The following is a 22,133-nucleotide window of genomic DNA, read 5'->3' as shown; positions in this document are numbered from 1 at the left end:
CTATTGGCCCTATTTTTTATTCCCATTCAATGGTTCCGGGCGGCTTGCTGGTAATGTCATAGACAACTCGGGAAAGCTCGGGAATCTCGCTTATGAGGGTGCTGGCAATTTTTTCCAATAGCTCGGGGTCGGCTCTGTACCAATCGGCAGTCATAGCATCCACACTCTGAACCATTCTCACCGCCATGACCCACCCGTAGTGTCGGGCATCGCCTTTTACGCCAACGCTTTTAACACCGGTGAAAACAGGAAACGCTTGCCACAGGTCACTGTAGACACCTTCTTCCTTGAGTACACGTTCCAGCACACGGTCTGCCCTTCTGGAAATGTCCAAATATTCTTCTTTTACAGGCCCTACAATGCGCACAGCAAGGCCGGGTCCCGGAAAAGGATGGCGCATAAGAAAATCTTCGGGAATGCCAAGCCACTTTCCCATGTTGCGTACTTCATCTTTGTAAAGCCACCGAAGAGGCTCCAGCAGCTTTAAGCCCAAACGTTCAGGTAAACCACCCACGTTGTGGTGCGATTTTATCACGTTAGCCGCTCCACCACCGCTCTCCACTACATCAGGATAAAGCGTGCCCTGCAAGAGGAAATCAAAGTGCCCTAAGGCGGAAGCTTCTTGTTCAAACACTTTGATAAACAAGCTACCAATGATTTTTCTCTTTTCTTCTGGGTCTACCACACCATCTAAAGCTGAAAGAAACAAGCTTTTTGCATTTACTACTTTTAGCTTTAAACCGAGATGCTGTGATAGATGCCTCACATAAGCTTCATCATCGGCTCTCTGAAGCCCCGTATCAATGTAGAAGCACTGAAGCCTGCCACCCAGCGCCCTATCGGTAAGCACACACGCCACAGCAGAATCCACACCGCCACTAAGAGCGCCCAAAACCATGCCATTCTCCCCCACTATTTCTCTAATCTCTTTTATGGCTTCGCCCACGTAATCAGTAACATTCCAGTTCTTTTCTATCTTTGCTACATTGAAAACGAAGTTTTCTAATATTTGTTTGCCATATGTGGTGTGTGCCACTTCAGGATGAAACTGTACAGCATAGAGGTTAGGTTCTTTCTGAAATGCAGCCAGTTTACAGTTATCGGTGCTTGCAGCAATATTAAAGGATGACGGAAGCGCTAAAACCTGGTCTCCATGGCTCATCCAAACATCCTGCTGCTCAGGGGTTCCTATAAAAAGCGGCTCCGCCTTATTGACTACGAGCCTGGTTCTCCCATACTCCCCGTCCTCAGCTAAGCCAACGGTTCCACCAAGGGCTTGCGCTATCAATTGAGCGCCATAGCATATGCCTAAAACCGGTTTGTTAACAATCTTAAAAAACTCCTCGGGTAGTTCGGGTGCGTCCGTTTCATAAACGGACGCCGGGCCACCTGAAAGCACGACAGCCTTAACTGTGCTGTCGATAAGAACTTCTTTCCAGTTTTGAAAAGGGACAATCTCAGCGTAAACACCCAAATCTCTTATGCGTCTGCTGATAAGGTGGGCATATTGTCCACCAAAATCTATAACGGCTACTCCATCACGTTTCATAACTTAATCCTCCAGCGTATAGTTTGGGGATTCACGCGTAATTTGCACGTCATGCGGATGGCTTTCTTTCAGACCTGCATTGGTTATCTTGATAAACCTGGCTTTCTTATGGAGCTCTTCAATGGTGGCTGCACCAACATAGCCCATGCCAGAACGTAGTCCTCCGCATAATTGAAACACCATGTCATGCACAGAACCTTTGTAAGGCACCCTTCCTTCTACGCCTTCGGGTACGAACTTAGAGGCATCCTCTTGGCTGTAACGGTCAGCTGAACCCTGTTTCATCGCTGCCAGGGAACCCATGCCGCGGTATGTTTTGTAAATGCGTCCTTGATAAATCTCTTTTTCACCGGGGCTTTCCTCAGTACCGGCAAACAAACTCCCTATCATAACTGTGGAAGCACCGGCAGCCAGTGCTTTTACAATGTCGCCAGAAAATCTTATGCCGCCATCGGCAATAACAGGCACACTAAGCTTATTGCCTTCTTCTGCACACTCCATAACAGCACTTAGCTGTGGCATACCAATACCTGCTATTACTCTGGTAGTGCAAATAGACCCGGGCCCTATGCCTATCTTCACGCAATCGGCACCAGCTTGAACTAAATTTCTAACACCGTCCGCTGTAGCCACATTGCCCGCAATGACAGCCACATCGGGGAACGCATTTTTTATTTTCTTTACAACATCCACCACGTTTTTGCTGTTGCCATGGGCAGAATCTACTACCAACACATCCACATCGGCGTCGGCCAATGCAGATGCACGGTCCATCATATCCTTTCCCACACCTACCGCCGCACCCACCAATAGGCGTCCTTTACTATCTTTCGAAGCATTAGGATATTTACTCCGCTTTTCCAGATCTTTTATCGTGATAAGACCTTTTAGATTCCCCAGTTCATCTACCAGCGGCAGCTTTTCAATCTTATGCGCTTTAAGTATCTGTCTGGCTTCTTCTAAAGAAGTTCCTACAGGAGCCGTTATCAAGTGCTCCTTTGTCATCACGTCTTCTATGCGCTGGCTGAAGTCATCTTCAAAACGTATGTCACGATTGGTAATGATACCGATTAACTTGCCATCAACAGTTATGGGAATGCCAGAAATATGGTAATGTTCCATCAAACGCAGAGCGTCGGCTAATGTAGAATCAGGCCCAAGCACCACAGGTTTGTAAATAATGCCAAACTCTGAACGTTTTACTTTGTCCACTTCCTGCGCTTGCATATCAATGGTCATGTTTTTGTGTATGATGCCAATGCCGCCCTCTCGAGCCAACGCAATGGCAAGCCGCGAATCGGTAACAGTGTCCATAGCTGCACTTATGAGTGGAATATTAAGGTTGATCTTGGAAGTAAGCTTTGTTGTTATATCAACATCTTTAGGCAGTACTTCAGAATACTGGGGAACCAACAGCACATCGTCAAAGGTTAAAGATTCTTCATATGGTGAAGGCATAAATGCACCTCCAAGGGATTTCTAAGTATTATATCAGGAAAAATGGGCAAAAGCACATTCATTTCCTTGTCAATCTTAAGGGATGCTACGTATGTTATGGAGTAGAATGATACTACATGCCTCAAAATGCACGCTAAAGGAGAAAAAATAATATAAATAAGCGTAAGCGAAACAGTAGAATCCCTGCTTTTCTTGTGGTTATTCTTATTTTAGTTTTTTGTATATCTTTTTTCTTTGGAGCCAACGCTAAGAACTTAATCAGCATGCGCAACCACAACACCAGTGGCAAAACAGAAGAAAGCACACCTACAAAAACAGAGACAGGCTCGCCTACGACCACAGCCACTGAAGATCACACAGATACACCCACAACACAAGTTGACAGTGTTAGCCAACTCATAGCGGGTATGTCATTGGAAGAAAAAATCGGACAAATGTTTATCGTCAGCTTTACAGGAACTACCGTACCCACGGCCTTGAACGCACTCATAAAAGACAACCATGTGGGCGGTGTCATACTTTATCCAGAGAACATAGAGAACGATAATCAATTGGTAACACTCATAAACAGTATCAAGGTTGTTAACAGTGTTAACAAGCTTCCCCTTTTTATTTCTACCGACCAGGAAGGTGGTAGAGTATCACGCTTGCCTGCAAGAGCCACCACTTTTCCGCCTAATTTGGTCATAGGAGAAAAACGTTCTGCCACTTTATCTTACGCAGTGGGAAACGTGATGGGCAAAGAGCTTAAAGCTTATGGCTTCAATGTGGATTTTGCACCCGTATTAGATATCTTCAGCAACCCACAAAACACCGTTATTGGAGATCGCTCCTTTGGAAGTGACCCTAACTTGGTAGCCAGTTTAGGTGTCGCTACCATGGAAGGGATAAGAAACACGGGTGTCATACCTGTGATAAAACATTTTCCTGGACACGGCGATACCTCTGTCGATTCGCACAAAGACTTGCCCATTTCTTATAAAACAATGGATCAGCTGGAAGCCTTCGAACTTGTGCCCTTTGAAGAAGCCATCAAAGATGGCGCTGATATGGTCATGGTCGCCCATATAGAGCTTCCTAATGTTGATCGTTCTTTGACGCCAGCTTCGCTTTCAACATACGTGATAAGTGATATTCTGCGTCAACGCTTGCATTTTAATGGCGTGGTTATCACTGATGATATGCACATGGAAGCCATCCGTAAGTATTACTCTGTGGCAGACGCAACAGTAAAAGCGGTAGAAGCTGGAACAGATATTGTGCTAATTTGCCACAGCTACGAAGAGCAAATAGAATCTTACAATGCATTATTGCAAGCGGTACAAAAGGGCGTAATCAGCGAAGCGCGCATAGATCAATCTGTAAGACGTATTATTTTGCTTAAAGAAAAATATAATCTGACGGATCAGCCATCGACATTGGCAGCAGTTCTCAGTCATGTTGGCACTGAAGAAAACAAAGAAATAGCTAAGGAAACAGAAGAAAAATAATGTTCAAGAACGTTATGAAAATGATAAAATGTTAACATCATTTTTAGGCAGTAAAGTAATGTACAAAATATGCAAAAAATACAAAAGAGAGAACCGATGAAACTTGGAAAATGAGAACGTCGAGCGAGCGTTAAAAAGCATTTTTAAGAATCAATTAGGGATATGGGGGCCTCACGGAAGCGGAAAGACTGTTTTATTAAAGCGCCTACAGCCCAAGCTTGATAACGCATTCTATGTTCACATACATTCTTTTCGTATGCCGTTGGGCGAATTGTTTTTTAGCATATTGTCAACTAATTGGCAAAAAGGCATCCAGCTTGACAAACGTTCGTGGTCGACATTTTTACGCTACATACCGAAAACTGATATTCCACTGGACATAGATGTAAAACCAACATACTTTGTAGACTCCAGCGCGTTGGCACGAGATGTTTTGCTAAGCACGATGACACTCTTGGAGGCTTACGATATCAAAACGCTTCTCATCGACCAGCTTGACCCAGTGGAAATAGATGATACGGTAAAATACTTGCTTGAACAACTTCCCAAAGAAGGCATTACGGTTATCGCAACTTCTACGTACCAAGATGCACTTTTACAAATTGAATACCCATCTATGCCATTGCGTTTTCCTAAAAAGGATAATTCGGATTTGATAAAGCAATATATGGAAATGTGGCATCTTGACGAAAAAGAAGCAGCGAGATTATTGAATATCAGCGGTGGAAACCTTTTTAATGCTCAACTTCTCATAAAAACCCATGCTTCTTCATTAGATGAATTAGTAGAACAGGAAATGAAGCAAAATCCAGACCTATTCAGAGCACTTGCTTATCTTTCGGTAGGAGATTTGTGGTTTAGTTCGATTAGTAAAAACCTCGTTGAAGAGAACTTTTTATCAGGCGAACATTCTTTATTAGATTCTCCCTTAATTATGGAGGAAGCGCCACAGTATCGTTTTATATCACCAGAGGTAAAGCAGCTCGTAAGAGAAAAGAGCAAACTTGAACCAAAAGAAGCATCTTTATGGTGGGGTAAAGCCCTAAGCAAACTCGGTATGCCAACTTATTGGCACCGCATATCGCACCTTTTCAAAATGGCAGAAGAAAAGCGAAGTCAAGCGTTTGCCCTACTCATGGCATCACGCTACGAACTCGATTTTTCTGCTAAAGCGCAAATGCTTCAAGATGCATTAACCCTATTTCCTCATTTAGGTGGCGCCAAACGTAAACTCATGGATGTTTACTATTCCTCTGGACAATATGAAGAAGCATACAAACTATCAAAGTCTCTTGAAAACCCAACGTTTTTTGATTTAGCGCATCAAGTAAGGCTTTTAGTTTTGCTCGGCATGAACGAAGAAGCCACCATTTCGGGTGAAGCATTGCTGAGGCGACTGAAAGAAAACATTGACCCATTCTACTGGCCTGGAATGTTATCTGATTTGGCTGTCTACATAATAAACATAAAACAAGAACCTCAGCTGCTGTATGACTTTTACATCGATCTTGTAAATAGCCATGTTAAGGCGCCGAAAATGCATTGGGGTGCTTTCTTAAACACTGTCGGAGCAGCATTGGATGCTACGGGCAAGTATGAAGATGCTATAAAGTGCTACAGAGAATCCATGAAATTACTAAATGGAACGTCTCACATAGATGTTTACTCCAGACCCCTTATAAATGAAATTGCGTTGAAAACGGTTATTTACGGTGCAAAAACTGTTTTAGAAAGTAAAGAACAATTAGAAAACGTAGTTGAGAACCTTTCCAGCATAAGCCAGCAAGGATTTTGGGAAACACTTTTAGTCAGCCTTCAGGAATTCATGGCACGAGAAGGCATACAACGATATGTTAAAGGGCTTGAGGAAAACACGCGCAGACTTTATTCTGCTCCTTATAAATTCAATGGCTATATGACCTTAGCGTGGCATTATGCCAATGTACTCGATTTTAACTTAGCGGAGTGGTTCCTCATACTTGCTTCTAAGAATGCATTGTCCGAGACAGAAAACCTCAACGCGGCCATTTTGAGTGCCTACTTAAAAATACTTGAGGGTTCAACAGTAGATAATAGCGTTTTAGATGAACTGGAAGCGAAAGCGCTTAAGCTTTTACCCAAAGGCATAGACGTGGCAAATTTGGTGGCGCTGCTTTTAATGGCGCATCATAAACCAATACCAGCAGAGTTACTTGCACATTTAGATAGCAGTCCGTATCAAGAAGCACTTAGATTTATTGCAACTGAAGGAACAAACGGCGAAAATATCTTCCGTTACATGCTGGCACTCTGGCGCCGCTGGGAACGTTTGTCTATGTCAAACTTAGGCATAGTTATTTCCAAGTGCATAGAAAACAATTACGATCCTTCCATATTGAAAACGTTATCTGATTGGATACTCGAAGAGATGCGTACGTTAGATTATTCACAGCTCATAGGATACTGGCAAGATATTTACGGTAGCATAACAGCCATGTCACAATGGAGCAGCTTCTTGGGGTGGCATCTTAACATACAGGAAATCATAAATGTAGAGCAATTGAATGGTGCATTAGCTTACATTTTTCATCATTACTTTAAGCAAGATTATTTTGTCCGCGTGGAGAGCGGTACATTGAACTTGGAATTTGGCGACAGCAGAGTTCTTATGAGAAACGTACATCCCATAGAAAAAGGTGCTGTGGTAAAAATAAAGGCATGGTATGACTATGCCGAACCCATAGTAGGGCCAGCACTTGATCTGCTGAGCTATAGTTTAGAGCAGCTTATGTCAAAGCTATTTGGTATGCAGGACCCTCTTACCGGTTTATTCAATCGTAATTACAGCAATCAGCGTCTTAAAGAAGAATGGGAACTTTATCTTAGGGGCGGACCGAACTTCAGCATACTTTTCATGGATTTAGATGATTTCAAGCAGATTAATGACAATTACAGCCACGAAATGGGCGATAAAGTCCTCATAGAATTTGCCAACTTTTTGCGTTCATCTCTTAGAGGAACTGATGCCGCCATAAGGTGGGGCGGGGATGAGTTTTTGGTTGTCCTTCCTGACACAGAAATCAGCGAAGCCATGGAAATTGCAAAAAGAATATCGTCACAACTGAAGCTAAAGAACAGTGCTATAGGCAGACCCATCACTGTAAGTGTAGGCTACGCGGCAAGTTCTGAAGTAAGCAGTCCAGAAGAACTGCTCAACTTAGCAGACCGCCGCGTCTACATATTAAAAGCTGAAAAAGCTAAACGCATTAGGGAACTGTAACCTGCGATAGTTCTTGTTCACTGAGCACTTTAGATAAATCCAGTACTAAAACGATACTGTCGTTTTGCAAAAAGCTACCTGTTAGAAAACGCCTCACATTTTCTGGCAATTCAGCCGGAAGAGGTTTCAAATCTGCCACATCTTCTATGGTTTTTACATCATCTACGAGGAACCCCACGAGCCTTTCGCCATCCATGACCAAAATTTTATCTCCTTCGCTGCTTTTGCCCTGTAATCTGAGCCCTAAATCCACTACAGGCAGCAATTGCCCTCGAAGTGCCATAACACCGAGCAGCCACTCCTGAGACCCAGGAATAGGCCTTAATTCTTGCTTCAAAACAATTTCTTTTATGCTCAGCAATTCACTGGCAAAAACCCTATCTCCCAACTCATATGTTATGTAACGCATCAAAGCACCTCCCGTATACCATTAGAAAGCTTATAGTCACCTACGGATTTCCATTCATGACTTTTACATAAACGATTTTAACATCGGAAACTCTCGCCGGCAATGTCGACGTTTTTGGAGAAGCAAGCAATGTAATATTTAACGGTTCTTTAGGAAAATTAAAGGGCTTCAATGTAATTGTGTAAACCCCCTTTTCATAAGGACCCAAAACAACAGAGCTCGTGTTTGTATCTAATTCAATATTTGCCACTGTGTTATCACCGACAGCAAATGCTACATAATCCCATCCCACCCAATCATCAGCAGGGGTAGCAGTTATGGTTTTGGAAATGGAATTGTATGTGGTAACAGTACTCGTTTTTGACACTGATGGTATGGTTACATTTACATAGCCATCCGCACTCGATAATTTCGCAACGAAGATTAACTTTACATAATTAGGTTTGAATCCACCAAACCAACCAGTCAAAGGTTTTAGAACGGTACTATTTGTGCCAGAAATATCTTTTGTCTCTCCCCGCCTTAAAATATTCCAGCCCAAGGAACTTAAAGAAACAAGTTTGCATACATCTTTTTCTGGTTGTTTAATGTACCACTCTACGTCAATAAAACTTGGAGAATCACTTACTTTTGAATAGGAAACATATATGTTTGTTGCAGTACTCATTGGCCCAATAACTACAGCCGTGTTAATAAACTTGTCTTTATTGGACGCGATTGTCAATGTTGTACCAGTTAGACTTATATCATCCGCAGAGGTATCGTTCAACACATAATTCCGCCAAACATCTTTATCGTTCGTGCAATTGTTTTCCTTGTTTGCAACGTACGTAACATCAACTGCGGTTGTATCCACAGTTGGCGTAACGAGAGGTGTTGCTAACAATGTGGAACTGGCTGATGTATATACAGGGGTAGGAGGAGTTGGTGGGGTAGTAGGATCACCTGGATTGCCTGGATTACCTGGCGCAGTAGAACTGTTCCCCCACACAGTTGGTTGGCCAATACCTGATTTGATAGTACTTAAACGAGAAGTCATCGCGTTTGCAATAACAGTAGTGGTTACTACTGATAGATATTCCTCACTGGGAATAGTAGTTACTGTAGATACCAAACCAAAACGGTCTTTGTAAACATCTGAACCTTGCACATCATTTAATGCGCTCTGAGCTACAAAAGGCGATGCATAGGCAAGTTCAGAGTTCAAAGAACCTTTGCTTAACGATGCCAAAGCAGGAAGCATTCCTGTTGCCATGATGCCTATTATCGCCAGTGCAATAATCACTTCCAACAAAGTAAAACCTTCCGCCTTACGCTTCATTTATTCTCACTTCCTTTCGTTCATTTTGAATCTATTTTTTGTTACCGTCTTTTACATCTTCTACATGTGTGATATAAACCACCCTGGGTGTTGATATGTATTCAACAGCACTACCTGTGAAAGAAAATGGTTTTCTCATAGTATCAGCAGGTGTATATGTAGCGGTAAAATCCCAATATCGGTAAGCATCTTCACTATAAGCAGGCACTTTTCTTGTGCAAGTAATAGCAAATGCTAAAGAACCCTGTGCCAATCCTTCGAAAGAAGATGCAGTACTCTGGCATGTAGAACTCGTAGTTATGTTATATCTTACTAGTTCTACTACACTGTTTCGGGCTTCTTCAATATATATCCTGCTTGCAACAACATTTGTGGACGATGTCATTTGCGTTATGCCTAAAGCCAGAGGAACCATGAGCAAGCTTAAAATGAGAATAAATCCCATCACCGTAATAAGAGCCAGTCCTTTTGTGTTCAATGTACTTTCACCCACACTTCATCAGATACTGTTGAATCCAAACCTTTCATTTTTGGAATCTGTATTAAAGTAGCAGAAGTAGACGTCTGAATGCTTAGAGAGGTATAGCAACCATTGGGACAAATAGAAGGAATAGTCTGCGTTCCCGTTAAAGAATATGTAGCAGGTGAAAGCTTACCTTCAGAAAACGTGCTTCCTGTTGTTGTAGTGATCACCGACGTAGTCGAAGTTGTTGGGAAAAAGGAGACAGCAGGAAACAGCAACGTAAATGTACACATGGTTGGACCTTCAAAAGAACAACTTGGCAAATTAGCAGGCAGCAAAGGTGCCGCATTTATGAGTTTTTTCAAAATAGCCGTGTTCTCATAACGCCGTCCGGTTTTATCAACACTAGTGAGGTTTACTATGACTATATTAGGGTCTGAAGTAGAAGTGGTAACTGTAACGGTAACATTGGAAACACCAGCTTTTTCCATCTCGGCGTTGAAATCGATGGTAGAAGAAATTTGAGGTATGCTGTATCCTCCCGTTGCTGTGGGGATGGCTTCCCAGTATTTGATAATAGCTCTTGTACCAGTGTAAGCGATGTTGAACGTGGCGCTGTCAGCAAAATACGAACTTTGAGCATAAACCACACTTTCTGCCTTGTTCATGGCCAGTACATAATCTGAGCTCGCATCCACACGATTTTTTACGGCAGATATTACAGCAGAGCTGCTGAATGCCACAGTGATCATGATAATACCAAGCAAAAGCATAGCAAATATGAGTTCCATAAGTGTCATCCCTCGAAGCGAATGGTTCATAATAATAGATTGTACTACTTGCCTGCCACAAAACTTCCACGGTTCGATGAAAGTTTTACCGATGACATAATAGCGGTAGTTTGTTAGCACAAAAAGGGGGAAAGCCATGCACAACTGGACAGTCAAAAAGGTTTATTTTTATGCCGTCTCGCTCATACTGCTTATAGCTATACTGACAAACTTAACAAGCATTGTTTCCAGTTTGGTTCAAATAGCATTCCCATCGCCGGTATATCCTTCACAGCGGAGTTACAACGATGCCAAGAACTTACTGCTAACGGAAAAATATGGGGATGCAAAAAGTGGAACGGTTACACCAGAGGAAGTGAAGGAGTTCGTGGAACAAAGGCAGCGAGGAGCGAGAGAATCACAAACTTTCTATGCAAAGCAATCACTCCTTCAGCACATCGCTTATTTGATAATCATTGTTCCAGTTTATTGGTATCACTGGAAGATTGCACGCACACTTGAGTAATTACAGTCATTTCTAATTCGCCATTGACCTTTAAAGTCTTGTTCAGCTGTTGCCCAGGCTCCATGTTCAAAAACTCTTCTATGTCATCTACAGCTATTGTAAGCGCGTTTTCCTGAATTTCATAGCATACTTCTTTTTTACCATGTTCGTTTGCCAACGTGCCAGATAGAGAAAGCAAAATAAGCGGAATATGGAGCACAAAGTGACAGCCGGAAATTTCCAGCCATTTATCTTTGTATTCTTCCATTGCCTTTATGTCATAAAGTTTTCTAAAATCTCTTTCCCACCACTTATCGTTGATGTCATCTTTTTCCATTCATTTACATTGTGCAACTTTTACCCATCTTTGTTGGTATATATCGTAGAAGCCAAAAAGAAAGGACGGTGTCACGAATTGAAAAAACTTTACCGCAGCAGAACAGATAAGGTTCTGGGCGGCATAATCGGGGGCCTTAGAGCATACTTTGACCTAAATGTTGACACTAACGTGCTTCGGTTAGTAACGGCAGGGCTCACATTGTTTATGCCTGTTTTAGCGTTGCTTTACTTCATCGGCTGGGTCATTATCCCAGAAGAACCCAGAGGAGGAAGTAATGAACAATAAAAAACTTTATAGAAGCAGAAAAGACAAAATCGTTGCTGGTGTTTTAGGTGGTTTAGCCGAATATTTGCAAGTAGATAGCATATTTGTTCGCATTATCTATTTACTGCTCTTGTTTTTTGGCAATTTCGCTTTCTTTACTGTGCTTTACATTATCGGCTGGATCATCATCCCTGAGCAGCCTAAAGTTTCCGCCAGCGTAGATGGAACTTCAGTGGAAGGGTTCATGGGCAGTTCAGAAAGCAATGTCGACCGACGTCACACAAATGCTGGTGTCATTTTAGGAGCCATTCTCTTAGTCATAGGATCCGTTATTCTTTTTAAGAATCTTTCCGGTTACATCGTCATACATGTTCCAACATGGCTTATGCCTTACTTTGATTTGGTTCGTGCTTCAGCAATTCCTGTTCTTCTTATCATTGTCGGTATTGTTTTGATACTGAATCACCGTAACAATCACACTTCAGAAGGAGAGGACAAGTAAAAATGAATACATGGACTGTAGACAACATATTCTCGCTGATACTTATCATTTGGGTGGTAGTCGTGTTACTACAGTCTTTACTTGCCCTTTTCAAGGTTAAATTATCAAACGGTCAGGTAGGCGGCATAATTTTGATTGCCGCAGGCATTCTATGGCTACTGGCCGTTTTACCATCAAGCCCACTGCAATCTTTAATCACATACTACGCCCTCCCCGATCCATGGTACGTCTTGGGAGGGTTGCTCATTGTTTATGGAATTCGGTACCTACTGCCTTTCCCAGCAAAGGATATTGTAGCTTTATTGGCATGCGTTGCTTTGCTGGTAGGTGGGTTTTATCTCTTTACATCGCTCACACCTCCCCCTTATTGGCAGGGTCAACAGGGTGAAATAAACCCCGGAAACGCCTCCCCCCTCCCCCATCAAAAAGGAAATCGCCCTTTCCCTGCCCCCCTTCGCATATATAATCTCCGCAACATTTCTGCGGAGGAACTGACATGGGCAGAAGATTCCTCTTCTGCCCTGTCGTTTCGTCTTAATTTTGGTTCCCTGTATGTGTCTCAGATAACATCAACGGAGGATATTGGAAATAAGGTTGGATTTGGAACATATTCTTTTGATGTAAGTAAGACTGCAACTGCCGCCTATGAACTCATACCACAAGGTGGCAGTGACGAAGCTGGAGCATTGTTTTTGAGCACAAACGTAAATGACCTGAGCCTCGCTGATAGTTACGGGGCCATCTACATGGAAATTGTCAAACCTATGCAAGAACTTGAAGTTAATTCGAAAATGGGAGACATCACCATTGACAGTGCCGCAGGAATAGGTAATATCAAATTAAACAGCTATGCTGGAAACGTAGACATTAACTTAAACGAACCTACCAGTACATTAACCATACAAAGCAGAGCCGGTAACATAAACATATACACCAGCACAGTGATAGATAACGTACAGGTGAAGGCAGATGCTGGAAATCTGCGCATGAATGTTCCCACAGGCGTGAAAGTTATCGTAGAGAACATGGGCTCAGTGAACAGACTTAGCAATAATAGCGACCCTCAAGGATATAATGGTACTATGAAACTTTATCTGGATATGAAAATGGGAAACGTGACCATTACCACTTTGGAGCCATGAATAACGAAGTAGAAAGAGCATTTGAACTTTATGGCAAAAGACTTTACGCATACATGCGACGGTTAGGGCTTTCTCAGGTGGAAGCAGAAGATGGTGTCCAAGAAGTGTTTATTAGAGCAATGCAGTCTCGAATTGATTGGTCATCACCAAAAGGTTATCTGTTCAAAATAGCTCACAACTGGGCCATGGATACGTTAAAGGGCAGAATGACATTAGTTGAAGAAGACGACACTCAAGGTTACAGTGATGGTGGAAGTTTCGAAGATGTGCACTTGCTTATGCAAAGCCTCAGAGAAGACGAACGCAGCATACTACTTTTACTTTACCAAGAAGGTCTTTCTTACAGCGAGGTGGCAGAACTTACCGGTAAACCCGAGAACACCATAAAGAGCATTGTTCACAGAGCCAAAGAAAAAATAAAAAAGGAGGTGTAAAAACCGTGGACGATCTGGATTTTATTGACCTTATCAGCACCGTAGAGTACGACGAAGAATGGGACAAGGTAAAAAAACCTATCCACAGAAAAGTGAAGAGGTACTACCTCATCCATGAAATGGGTCTGAAAGGTTTGTTCTTATCTGCTGCAGGCGCCGTTTTACTGCTTCAGTACACCCCATACAGTTATCTGCTGACATTCCCGCAATGGCTTGCAAGGTTTGTCACCTCCATGCTTCTTCCTGCTTTAGGTTTGTAGACAACAGAATTCTCTCAAGCAGTGTTATACTTTTTTCTGTATGAAAGTTTGCATTACCAAAGCTTTTACGTTTGATGCAGCCCATAATTTAGTGAATTACAAAGGAAAGTGCGAAGCGCTGCATGGCCACACTTATCGGTTAGAAATTAAAGTTTGTGGTGATAGTGCCAGCTTGGACAATGGCCTTTTAATGGATTTTGGCGACTTAAAAAACTTAGTTGATAATGAAGTTATTTCTAAGTTGGACCACACTTATCTAAATGATCGGTTTCCACAGCCCAGCACAGAATTGGTAGCCATGTGGATTTTTGAAACATTGAAGCCTCACATTGAACGATTAAATTTAACGCTGTCTTCTGTAAAGCTATTTGAGACAGCTACTTCTTGGGTGGAGATTGTTTGATATGCGCGATGTACAAAGTGAGCATGACCCCAGAAATGTACCGCTGGATTACGTTGGCATAGAAGATGTGCGCCTGCCCATAAAAGTGCGCACAAAAAATGGGCAGATGCAGTCTACCGTAGGCACATTTGCCATAGGTGTGGATTTTCCATACTCCTTCAGAGGCACCCATATGTCACGTTTTATGGAAGTACTTTATCAGCATTTAGAAGAAATATCTCAATCCAAATTGCGTGTCGTACTGGAGGACATAAAAGACCGTTTGCAAGCTACGAAAGCGCTAATCGAAGTTGGTTTCCCTTACGCCATTGATAAGCTCACGCCTGTAACAAGACTGGAAACCATCATGTACGTAGATGCTTCATTTAAAGCCGAACTTAACAAAGATGGCTACATAGTTACGTCCACCGTTACCGTTCCAGTCCATACGTTGTGTCCATGCTCAAAAGATATCAGTGATTTTGGCGCACATAACCAGCGTGCCGATGTCACAGTAAGTTGGCGTGGCAATTTGTGGATAGAAGATGTGGTATCTTTGGTAGAAGGCAGCGCTTCTCAGCCATTGTACCCACTGCTCAAGAGGCCCGATGAGAAATATGTTACGGAAAAAGCTTATTTGAACCCTAAATTCGTTGAAGATATTGCGAAGGATTTATTCCTTAAATTAGACCCACTTTCCCCCTGTTTCAAGATAAAAGTGGTTAGCCATGAATCCATACATCCACACAACGCTGTAGCAGTGAAAGAGAAGAAAAACGTTGACGAAAACCATAGGAATTGTCCTTAACCCAACAGCAGGCAGTGGCAACGCAGGTCGCATATTTCCAGATATCCTTACGCAGTTAAGCGATGCCGGTCTGAAAACACTGGTAGAAATCACACAGTACGCTGGCCATGGTCTGGAATTGGCGCAAAAACTCGTAAAACGCGGTGTAGATGCCATTGTCAGTGCTGGTGGAGATGGCACCATAAATGAAGTGCTTAATGGTTTGGCAGAATTAGATTTTGCCGTACCCATGGGCGCGTTGGGTATAGGCACGGGAAACGACTTTCTAAAAACAGCAGGCATTTCCAAAGACATAAAAAGACAAATTGACGTTATAAAACATGGTCATACAAAGTATGTCGATTTGATGAAAATCGATTACTCCAGCTTTGAAGGAGAAAGAGCATTAAAGTATTCAATAAACGACTTTGGCGTAGGCTTCCCGGCAAAGGTGAGCTTCCGCGTAAATAACATGAAAGGCATACTTAAAGGCACATGGAGCTACCTTGAAGCAGTGGTAGCAGAAATCATGCAGAACAAACTCATGGCATTGCACATAGAAACACCAGAGCTTTCTACCAGCGGTATGTACAACATGCTCTTCGCTATGGTTGGCAAATACTTGGGAGGCGGCATAAAAATAGCGCCCATGGCTATAGCAGACGATGGTTACATGGATGTGCTTTTCGTAGAAAAGTTAACACGTCTTGAAATGTTAAAGCTGCTTCCAAAAACATTCAAAGGCACACATCTGCCCCATCCCAAGGCAACCCATATAAGGACTACACAGCTCAATGTGGAAGGCTCTCAACAGCTTATTTATGTGCAGGGAGAAGTTATAGGTTTCACCCCTGCGCACATAAGCCTAATACCTCACAAAGTACCCTTTTTGTGGCCAGAGCCTACTTTACCGGCGTAACTGTCAGCTTTGTAACTCGCCCGGAAACTGCCCAAGTGGGACCTTCCAGTGTGAGCGTACGTCCTACGACCACACGCTGCTTAGCCATCACAGGAACGTCATCGTAAAATGGCGATATGGTTTTTGCGGTAACATACATCGTATAACGTTGTGGATCAGAGCTGTAAATAACTTGGCCTTCTGCGTCTGTTCCTCTGTATTGCAGGTGTGTGTATGTAGCACTTATCACTTCAAAATAGGGCTTATTGTACTTGTCAATAATAACATCTCCAGGCTTTGGTGCTGAAGCCACTTCGTAAGGCACATCGTCTGCACGTATGACAACCACGGCATTTTTGGCTGTCAGGCCTCTATCCGTACCTTTTAACACGTACCAGCCACCCAGTACCAATACAGCAATCAATATGCCAGCGATGACCCACATGTAAGTCCTGTTTCGCATCGTTTACATCACCCCTTGTTATTGTTATTCCAGTACTGCCACAACGTTTTCATAAAATCAGAGCTGGCAGGAAGCAAATCCACCAGAAGAGCCATAAACAAGTTGTCTTGGTCATCCACAAAAAACTTTACAGCGTCACCAAAAAAGCGTGCCATAAGGGGTGCCATCTGGTCAAAAGGTAAATCTTCTGGAGAAATCTGTTCGCCAACGAAATCTTCCATTTTGTCCAGCATGTCGCCTAAGGAATACACTTCCATGTGCGTTCCTTCGCCATACTGATGTTCCAGCTCGTTCATTATCATGCTCTTTATGAGCATTACATCCACATCATCATAGTAAGAATCATCCCAACCGACTGAAATATCTTTCAAATCGTCAGGGCTTATTTCTTTTATATTGTATTCAGCCATGTTAGATATTATAAACCTCCAATCTTTTTAATATCTGAGAAGGTAAAGTTCTTCTACATCCATTGGGTTTATGTTAACGCCTTTTAGGTTTGTATTTACCACTTTATAGGAAAACGGGTAAGACAAAAAAATGGCGGGTGGATCGTCCAGAAACTGCTCACACACCATTCTGTAGAACATGCGTTGTTTATCTGGATTAAGCTCCATATCTGCCTCATCTAAATATGTATCCACTGCTTTGTTATGGTATTTGAAAAAGTTTAGCGAACTACTACTGTAAAACAGCGGCTTGAGAAAATTTGATACCTGGCCGTTATCACTACTCCAACCAAGCACAAACGCATCCGTAGAACCGGCTTCTAAATCTTCAATAATCTGCTCAAATGGTTTGTAAACAAACGACACACTGATTAAGCCAGTGGATTCAAATTGTGAACGCAGTTCATTGCCCATGGCCATGCCATCAGTGGGAAGATAATCCCGTGGTTCCAAAGGAATCTCTACCGTGAAAGAAAGCGGATGTGTAGCAGTGAAGCCAAGCTCTCGTAGCATGTCTTTGCCAGCCTCTTTGTTCGCTGCTAAATCTCGACACACAACTTGACGGTTCAAAACAGGGGGCAAAGGGCCATTAGCCGGCATAGCCAAATCATCGTAAACATCATCTATAATCTCCTGCCTGTCTATCAACAGTTTTAAAGCCTGCCTCACCTTGGGGTTAGAAAAAACCCCATGAGTTGTGTTGAAACCAAGAAATGCCGTAGTGAGCGCGTTTGTTTCCAGAATCTTTATGTCTTTCCCTTCGCCGATGGTCTCTGCAGTCTGCGGCGGAACATTATCCAAAATGTCAGCTTTGCCTTGTTCTGCCATACTCAACGCTTGCGTAGCGTCACTAATAACTGTAAATCTAATACCTTTAAAATAAGGACGAGCCAGTTTATCTTGCCACCAGTTTTGATTGTACGTTAAAACAACGCTTTTGCCCCTCTGCCAGTTAACTAACTTGTAAGGGCCTGTACCTATGGGCATGAAACCGGCATCGGACACATTTGGAGAAACCATGCTGCCACCGATAGGCAACGCTAAATCTGTCAAAAAGCTGGCATCAACATGCTTTAGCACAAAGCGAACGCGATAACGGCTTACCTTTTCGACACTCTGCACATTTTGCCACACCAATGACGCATAATACGAGCTGCTAAGAGCAGCTTTTGCACGATTGTAATTCCATATCACTGCATCTGCGTCAAAAGGCGTGCCATCTTGGAACATAACATTTCTTTGCAAATCAAAAGTATATACTAATCCATCTTTGCTAACAAGGTAATCAATAGCCAAGTTAGGTTCCACCTCTAAAGAACCAGGTCTAAACTTCATCAACCCTTCATAGATTTGCGCAATAATCTTCAACGATGTGCTATCCGTAGCTTTTAACGGATCTAAACTCACCGCATCGCTGGATAGCACATAAACCAGCACACGATCTTTTTCGCCGGCTAACCAGCCTGCCGTCAACGCTAAAGCGGCAGCCAAAACAATGGCTATAAACGTTGAAAAGCTAAAACGTTTACTGTCCATATATTAGTAATATAACCCCTAAAGAAGAAAAAGATGCAATTATTTTACTTAAAAATAAGTAAACATTTTTAACGACCGGGCTTGTAGTTTTTACGCACAGCTTCAAGCATTTGCTCATCGAATGCGTTCATACCAGGAACAGAAAAGCCAGCCAAAACCATTTTTGCCGCTTCTTCCAGTATTTCTATCTTTGCATAAGCTTCCATAATACTTGAACCCCAAGCAAAAACGCCATGATTTTTTACAACGACGGCGGAATAAATCAAACAGAGCGAGGAAGCCTGTTTTGCCAACTCTTCACCCATGCAAAAATCGATAACGGCAGGTTTGCCCACCAATATAGCCTGCTCAGGCGTATAAACACCAAAATTGTGACCAGCAGTGCATAAGCCAACCAAGGTAGTGGGATGGGCATGCACCACAGCACGCACTGCTGAGTTTGTTCCATATACGCTCATGTGCGTTTTTAGTTCACTTGAAGGCTTGCCATCACCTAATGCTAAGCCAGATCTAAAGTCTACTTTTACCAAATCTTCTTTTGTAAGGTTTTCTTTATTGAAACCCGAAGGCGTTATGAAAAGCGCGCTATTATCATCAAGTAGTGCACTGGCATTGCCACCATAAACAGATATAAGTCCGCGGCTGTAAAGCTTTTTCATAATATCAGCCAAAGACTGCCTCAACAATTGTTCTTTCTGGTCCATAAAAACATGTCACCTCCTGTGGGTACCTCACACAATTTTAAGCGCTATTTTAATCGTGCTTGTAGGTTTTTCTTAAAGCGCGAAACAGCTAAAAATCTGTTCTCTTTATCATGTAACCGCCTGCAAAGTAAAACACTATGCCCACCAGCGCCAGATAGACTAAGGATGTGGATAGATCAATAACGCGGCTTGAAAATGAAGAAAAATATGACCCGTAAAACAGACGTGGGATCAAATCGATGGAAAAAATGAATTTATTCGTCTGCCAAAAATTTGACAAGAATATCCACGTGAATGGAATAAGCAATGCTACATACCCTTGACGCACAATTATGGATATGGTCACAGGGATCATCATAAAGACCGCTGAACTAAAAGCAGAATAAAGTATCATCTTAGCTGATAGTACAAACGGGTTTGCACCTTCAGGAAACTTTAACGTGCCAACACCAGCATTAAATGAAGAACCCTGTGTGGCATATTCACTGAAGTTTGGTGCATACGGAAGCTGCGTTGCTGAAATGGCAAAAACAATCAAAAAACCAATTATAAAATAAACGAGAGCAGCGCTGAATAGACTCAGTACCTTTGCTGTCCACCAGCGCATTCGGCTATTCGTTCGCGGTAATACCAGCCAAGACCAATTACTGCTGATATCTTGAACTAATGTATCGGCGGTAAGGAAAACGAACACCAGCAAGATGATAAAGCGAAAATACAGCCAATGTGCCATGGTACCGAATACGCCATCCCAAACGTTCATTTGCACACCGTAAGCTCTAACAAGGGGTAGCAGATCAGCAAGTGCAAGCAGGGTAGCTAACGCAAACGCAGGAAACACAGCCAAAAAACGCTTGCACCATACCAGCCTGAGTGTTTCATTCCACCAAAGTCTTATCATCGGTAGACGCCCCCTTCAAGCTGTGCATACTCCAAGAAGACAGCCTCTAAGTTGGGCCCTACGTGGCTGATACTTTCTATGGCAATACCAGCCGATTGCAGCTCTGATATAACCTGTGAAACCGCCATTTTGGTTTTCAATATGCCTCGAGGCAAGCCTTTGTTAGGCGTCAGTTTTTGCAGCTCCACATGAACAGACTCAGCCCACCGCTTTAAAATGTCCCAATCATATGCAGTGCTCACAGTGACTTCTATGGGCGTTTGCTCAGTGGAACGAAGGTTTACTTGGCGCAAGATTTTTCCGCCACTGATGATTGCCACACGGTCGCACATACGTTCTATTTCATTAAGCAAGTGGCTGGCAATGATGATGCCTGTACCAGCTTGAGCCAGCTCAGAAAGCAGCATCCGCAAATCGATGATGCCCAGTGGATCGAGAGCATTGGTGGGCTCATCCAACAACAGAAGCTTTGGATGTTCCATGATAGCTTGAGCAAGCATGAGCCTTTGTTTCATGCCCAAAGAATAGTTTCTCACTGCCTTTTTATTATCGGGATCAAGACCGACGCGCTTGAGTGTTTGTTTAATCTCACTTGTGCCAATTTTGCCTCTTATGGAAGATAACATGCGAAGATTTTGTAAGGCATCCATATCCCCGAGTAATGCCGCTTGCTCAGGCACAATACCTATGCCAGCCGATTTATCAAACCAAACAGAGCCGCTGCTTGCCCTTACAACGCCGGAAACAATTTTAAGCAAGGTAGTTTTTCCCGCGCCATTTGGACCTATGAGGCCCAAGATCTCTCCTTCACTTACGGATAAATTTACATCTTGCAGGATGACCTTTTGCTTAACCCTCTTTGTCAGCGATTTTACTTGCAGTACTTCATTCATTTCCTCAGCTCCTTACATGTAATCCTTTTTAAAACTAAAGGCAGCAATGGCAAGCACATGCGTGATTAAGGCTATTACAGCCCAATAGCAAACCATATGCAGTATGGACACCGGAATATAAACGTCAATAAGCGCCAGATTGGCGTAGGGGTCTATTAAACTGACTTTAGTCGCGTCCATGCTCATTACATAGATTAGCCCCATGTAAAGCAAAGTAGGCGCAGCCATTACCACGAATGTGTTCTTGACCCACACTGAAGTTAGCAGTGCAATTCCATTAAAAGCCACTGCGGCAGTTATAAAAAGCAACGCAATGAGAAAACAGTATGCAACAGGCTCATTATAAGCGAATGCTTCAGAATAATGCTGAGCGCCTATGTAAATTGATCCCATGGGAAAAAAAGGAAGCAAAGCAACAAAAAACACAACCAACGTAATGCCGATAAAACACATTTGACTCAAGGCACTGGTAACTGCTTTTGACGTAACATACTCAAAGGCAGAAACACCTTTGGAGAAAATGAGCGAAAGTAGTCCTGAGCGGCTGTCTTCAACCAAAGCACCTCCAGTAAAAAATCCTGCCATGGGTGCGAGAAGCAAAGGCATTATGGAACTGGTAGAAAAGCTAAAAGCATCAAAGACTGTTCTTTTAGGAGTGCCCATTCCAAGGTACTCAATAATGCCTGTGAAGAGGGCTATTAGCAAAACTATGCCCCAAAACAGCAATGTACGCCTTTTTAGCAGTCTACTTATTTCAAACTTGATCATCTCTGCGAGCAAACTTACGCCTCCGTTTCCCTGGGCCCAATCGCCCAGCGGTGTTTCAGTACTTGCATCAACGCCGCCCTACCGCTTAAAGCCCATCTTACCACACACAAAGTATGTCATAGCGCTTGAGCGCTAATACGTAAAGAGGAGGCGTCTAAAAGGACGCCTCCTCTTTGGGCTGCTTTT

At 42.8% G+C, this 22,133-nt stretch carries 25 protein-coding genes; 11 read left to right on the top strand and 14 right to left on the bottom strand.

Going from position 1 to position 22,133, the window contains the following annotated elements; translation table 11 throughout:
• Positions 1–16: 16 nt before the first annotated feature.
• Positions 17–1,549, bottom strand: coding sequence for a glutamine-hydrolyzing GMP synthase (gene guaA, locus D890_RS0107350; RefSeq protein ID WP_018963877.1), 1,533 nt, complete (start codon positions 1,547–1,549; stop codon positions 17–19).
• Between the two features lie 3 nt (positions 1,550–1,552).
• Positions 1,553–3,007, bottom strand: coding sequence for an IMP dehydrogenase (guaB, locus tag D890_RS0107345; RefSeq protein ID WP_018963876.1), 1,455 nt, complete (start codon positions 3,005–3,007; stop codon positions 1,553–1,555).
• A 194-nt stretch (positions 3,008–3,201) separates the two neighbouring features.
• Between guaB and nagZ the strand changes: the two genes are divergently transcribed.
• Both nagZ and D890_RS0107330 read left to right on the top strand, forming a co-directional pair.
• Entirely contained in the window at positions 3,202–4,497 is a 1,296-nt protein-coding gene (gene nagZ, locus D890_RS0107335) for a beta-N-acetylhexosaminidase (protein ID WP_245533163.1), read from the top strand.
• Positions 4,498–4,600: 103 nt separating this feature from the next.
• Positions 4,601–7,756, top strand: a complete 3,156-nt coding sequence (locus tag D890_RS0107330) for a GGDEF domain-containing protein (RefSeq protein WP_018963873.1) — start codon at positions 4,601–4,603, stop codon at positions 7,754–7,756.
• On the opposite strand, the gene D890_RS0107325 is transcribed toward D890_RS0107330, so the two are convergent.
• The 4 genes from D890_RS0107325 to D890_RS0107310 are packed head-to-tail and all read right to left on the bottom strand — an operon-like array spanning position 7,743 to position 10,770.
• A complete protein-coding gene (locus D890_RS0107325; RefSeq protein ID WP_018963872.1) occupies positions 7,743–8,165 on the bottom strand; it encodes a chemotaxis protein CheW in 423 nt (140 codons plus the stop codon). The genes D890_RS0107330 and D890_RS0107325 overlap by 14 nt on opposite strands.
• Positions 8,166–8,205: 40 nt before the next feature.
• Complete coding sequence (locus D890_RS07735; RefSeq protein WP_018963871.1) at positions 8,206–9,486, bottom strand: type II secretion system protein; 1,281 nt, start codon at positions 9,484–9,486, stop codon at positions 8,206–8,208.
• A 31-nt stretch (positions 9,487–9,517) separates the two neighbouring features.
• A complete protein-coding gene (locus D890_RS0107315) occupies positions 9,518–9,964 on the bottom strand; it encodes a hypothetical protein (protein WP_018963870.1) in 447 nt (148 codons plus the stop codon).
• Positions 9,961–10,770 carry a type II secretion system protein gene (locus D890_RS0107310; protein ID WP_156802705.1) on the bottom strand — a complete coding sequence of 270 codons (810 nt, stop codon included), beginning with the start codon at positions 10,768–10,770 and terminating at the stop codon, positions 9,961–9,963. Before D890_RS0107310 ends, D890_RS0107315 begins: the two co-directional genes overlap by 4 nt.
• Positions 10,771–10,876: 106 nt before the next feature.
• On the opposite strand from D890_RS0107310, the gene D890_RS07915 reads away from it, so the two are divergent.
• Positions 10,877–11,245, top strand: a complete 369-nt coding sequence (locus D890_RS07915) for a hypothetical protein (protein ID WP_083916950.1) — start codon at positions 10,877–10,879, stop codon at positions 11,243–11,245.
• On the opposite strand, the gene D890_RS08040 is transcribed toward D890_RS07915, so the two are convergent.
• Positions 11,193–11,561, bottom strand: coding sequence for a hypothetical protein (locus D890_RS08040; protein ID WP_018963868.1), 369 nt, complete (start codon positions 11,559–11,561; stop codon positions 11,193–11,195). The genes D890_RS07915 and D890_RS08040 overlap by 53 nt on opposite strands.
• Before the next feature lie 78 nt (positions 11,562–11,639).
• Here D890_RS08040 and D890_RS08035 point away from each other — a divergent pair, with 78 nt between their 5' ends.
• From D890_RS08035 to D890_RS0107265, 8 genes are read left to right on the top strand one after another with little or no spacing between them, the layout of a single operon-like run.
• Positions 11,640–11,849, top strand: coding sequence for a PspC domain-containing protein (locus tag D890_RS08035; RefSeq protein ID WP_018963867.1), 210 nt, complete (start codon positions 11,640–11,642; stop codon positions 11,847–11,849).
• Complete coding sequence (locus D890_RS0107295; RefSeq protein WP_018963866.1) at positions 11,839–12,330, top strand: PspC domain-containing protein; 492 nt, start codon at positions 11,839–11,841, stop codon at positions 12,328–12,330. Before D890_RS08035 ends, D890_RS0107295 begins: the two co-directional genes overlap by 11 nt.
• 2 nt (positions 12,331–12,332) lie before the next feature.
• The gene (locus D890_RS0107290; RefSeq protein WP_018963865.1) at positions 12,333–13,472 is read left to right on the top strand and encodes a DUF4097 family beta strand repeat-containing protein; all 1,140 of its coding nucleotides are present in this window, start codon (positions 12,333–12,335) and stop codon (positions 13,470–13,472) included.
• Positions 13,469–13,906 carry an RNA polymerase sigma factor gene (locus D890_RS0107285; RefSeq protein ID WP_018963864.1) on the top strand — a complete coding sequence of 146 codons (438 nt, stop codon included), beginning with the start codon at positions 13,469–13,471 and terminating at the stop codon, positions 13,904–13,906. Before D890_RS0107290 ends, D890_RS0107285 begins: the two co-directional genes overlap by 4 nt.
• Positions 13,907–13,911: 5 nt before the next feature.
• Positions 13,912–14,166 carry a hypothetical protein gene (locus D890_RS0107280; RefSeq protein ID WP_018963863.1) on the top strand — a complete coding sequence of 85 codons (255 nt, stop codon included), beginning with the start codon at positions 13,912–13,914 and terminating at the stop codon, positions 14,164–14,166.
• A gap of 40 nt (positions 14,167–14,206) precedes the next feature.
• Positions 14,207–14,569, top strand: coding sequence for a 6-carboxytetrahydropterin synthase QueD (queD, locus tag D890_RS0107275; protein ID WP_018963862.1), 363 nt, complete (start codon positions 14,207–14,209; stop codon positions 14,567–14,569).
• Position 14,570: 1 nt separating this feature from the next.
• A complete protein-coding gene (gene folE2, locus D890_RS0107270; protein ID WP_018963861.1) occupies positions 14,571–15,356 on the top strand; it encodes a GTP cyclohydrolase FolE2 in 786 nt (261 codons plus the stop codon).
• The gene (locus D890_RS0107265; protein WP_018963860.1) at positions 15,328–16,254 is read left to right on the top strand and encodes a diacylglycerol/lipid kinase family protein; all 927 of its coding nucleotides are present in this window, start codon (positions 15,328–15,330) and stop codon (positions 16,252–16,254) included. Before folE2 ends, D890_RS0107265 begins: the two co-directional genes overlap by 29 nt.
• Here D890_RS0107265 and D890_RS0107260 read toward each other — a convergent pair.
• The 7 genes from D890_RS0107260 to D890_RS0107230 form a co-directional block, all read right to left on the bottom strand.
• Positions 16,238–16,696 (bottom strand): DUF4330 domain-containing protein, encoded by a 459-nt coding sequence (locus D890_RS0107260; protein WP_018963859.1) that lies wholly within the window; start codon positions 16,694–16,696, stop codon positions 16,238–16,240. The genes D890_RS0107265 and D890_RS0107260 overlap by 17 nt on opposite strands.
• 8 nt (positions 16,697–16,704) lie before the next feature.
• On the bottom strand, positions 16,705–17,106 hold the full coding sequence (locus D890_RS0107255) for a hypothetical protein (protein ID WP_018963858.1): 402 nt from the start codon (positions 17,104–17,106) through the stop codon (positions 16,705–16,707).
• A 27-nt stretch (positions 17,107–17,133) separates the two neighbouring features.
• The gene (locus D890_RS0107250) at positions 17,134–18,681 is read right to left on the bottom strand and encodes an ABC transporter substrate-binding protein (protein WP_018963857.1); all 1,548 of its coding nucleotides are present in this window, start codon (positions 18,679–18,681) and stop codon (positions 17,134–17,136) included.
• A gap of 68 nt (positions 18,682–18,749) precedes the next feature.
• Complete coding sequence (locus D890_RS0107245; RefSeq protein WP_018963856.1) at positions 18,750–19,385, bottom strand: class II aldolase/adducin family protein; 636 nt, start codon at positions 19,383–19,385, stop codon at positions 18,750–18,752.
• A gap of 88 nt (positions 19,386–19,473) precedes the next feature.
• Entirely contained in the window at positions 19,474–20,286 is an 813-nt protein-coding gene (locus tag D890_RS0107240; RefSeq protein WP_018963855.1) for a hypothetical protein, read from the bottom strand.
• The gene (locus tag D890_RS07730) at positions 20,283–21,179 is read right to left on the bottom strand and encodes an ABC transporter ATP-binding protein (protein ID WP_018963854.1); all 897 of its coding nucleotides are present in this window, start codon (positions 21,177–21,179) and stop codon (positions 20,283–20,285) included. Before D890_RS07730 ends, D890_RS0107240 begins: the two co-directional genes overlap by 4 nt.
• 12 nt (positions 21,180–21,191) lie before the next feature.
• Entirely contained in the window at positions 21,192–21,959 is a 768-nt protein-coding gene (locus D890_RS0107230; protein WP_018963853.1) for a hypothetical protein, read from the bottom strand.
• Positions 21,960–22,133: the final 174 nt, after the last annotated feature.

The sequence above is a fragment of the Coprothermobacter platensis DSM 11748 genome, from assembly GCF_000378005.1.
Classification (GTDB): Bacteria; Coprothermobacterota; Coprothermobacteria; order Coprothermobacterales; family Coprothermobacteraceae; genus Coprothermobacter; species Coprothermobacter platensis.
The sequence above is the reverse complement of the archived record's forward strand: the minus strand, read 5'-3'. Positions and strand labels throughout refer to the sequence as shown.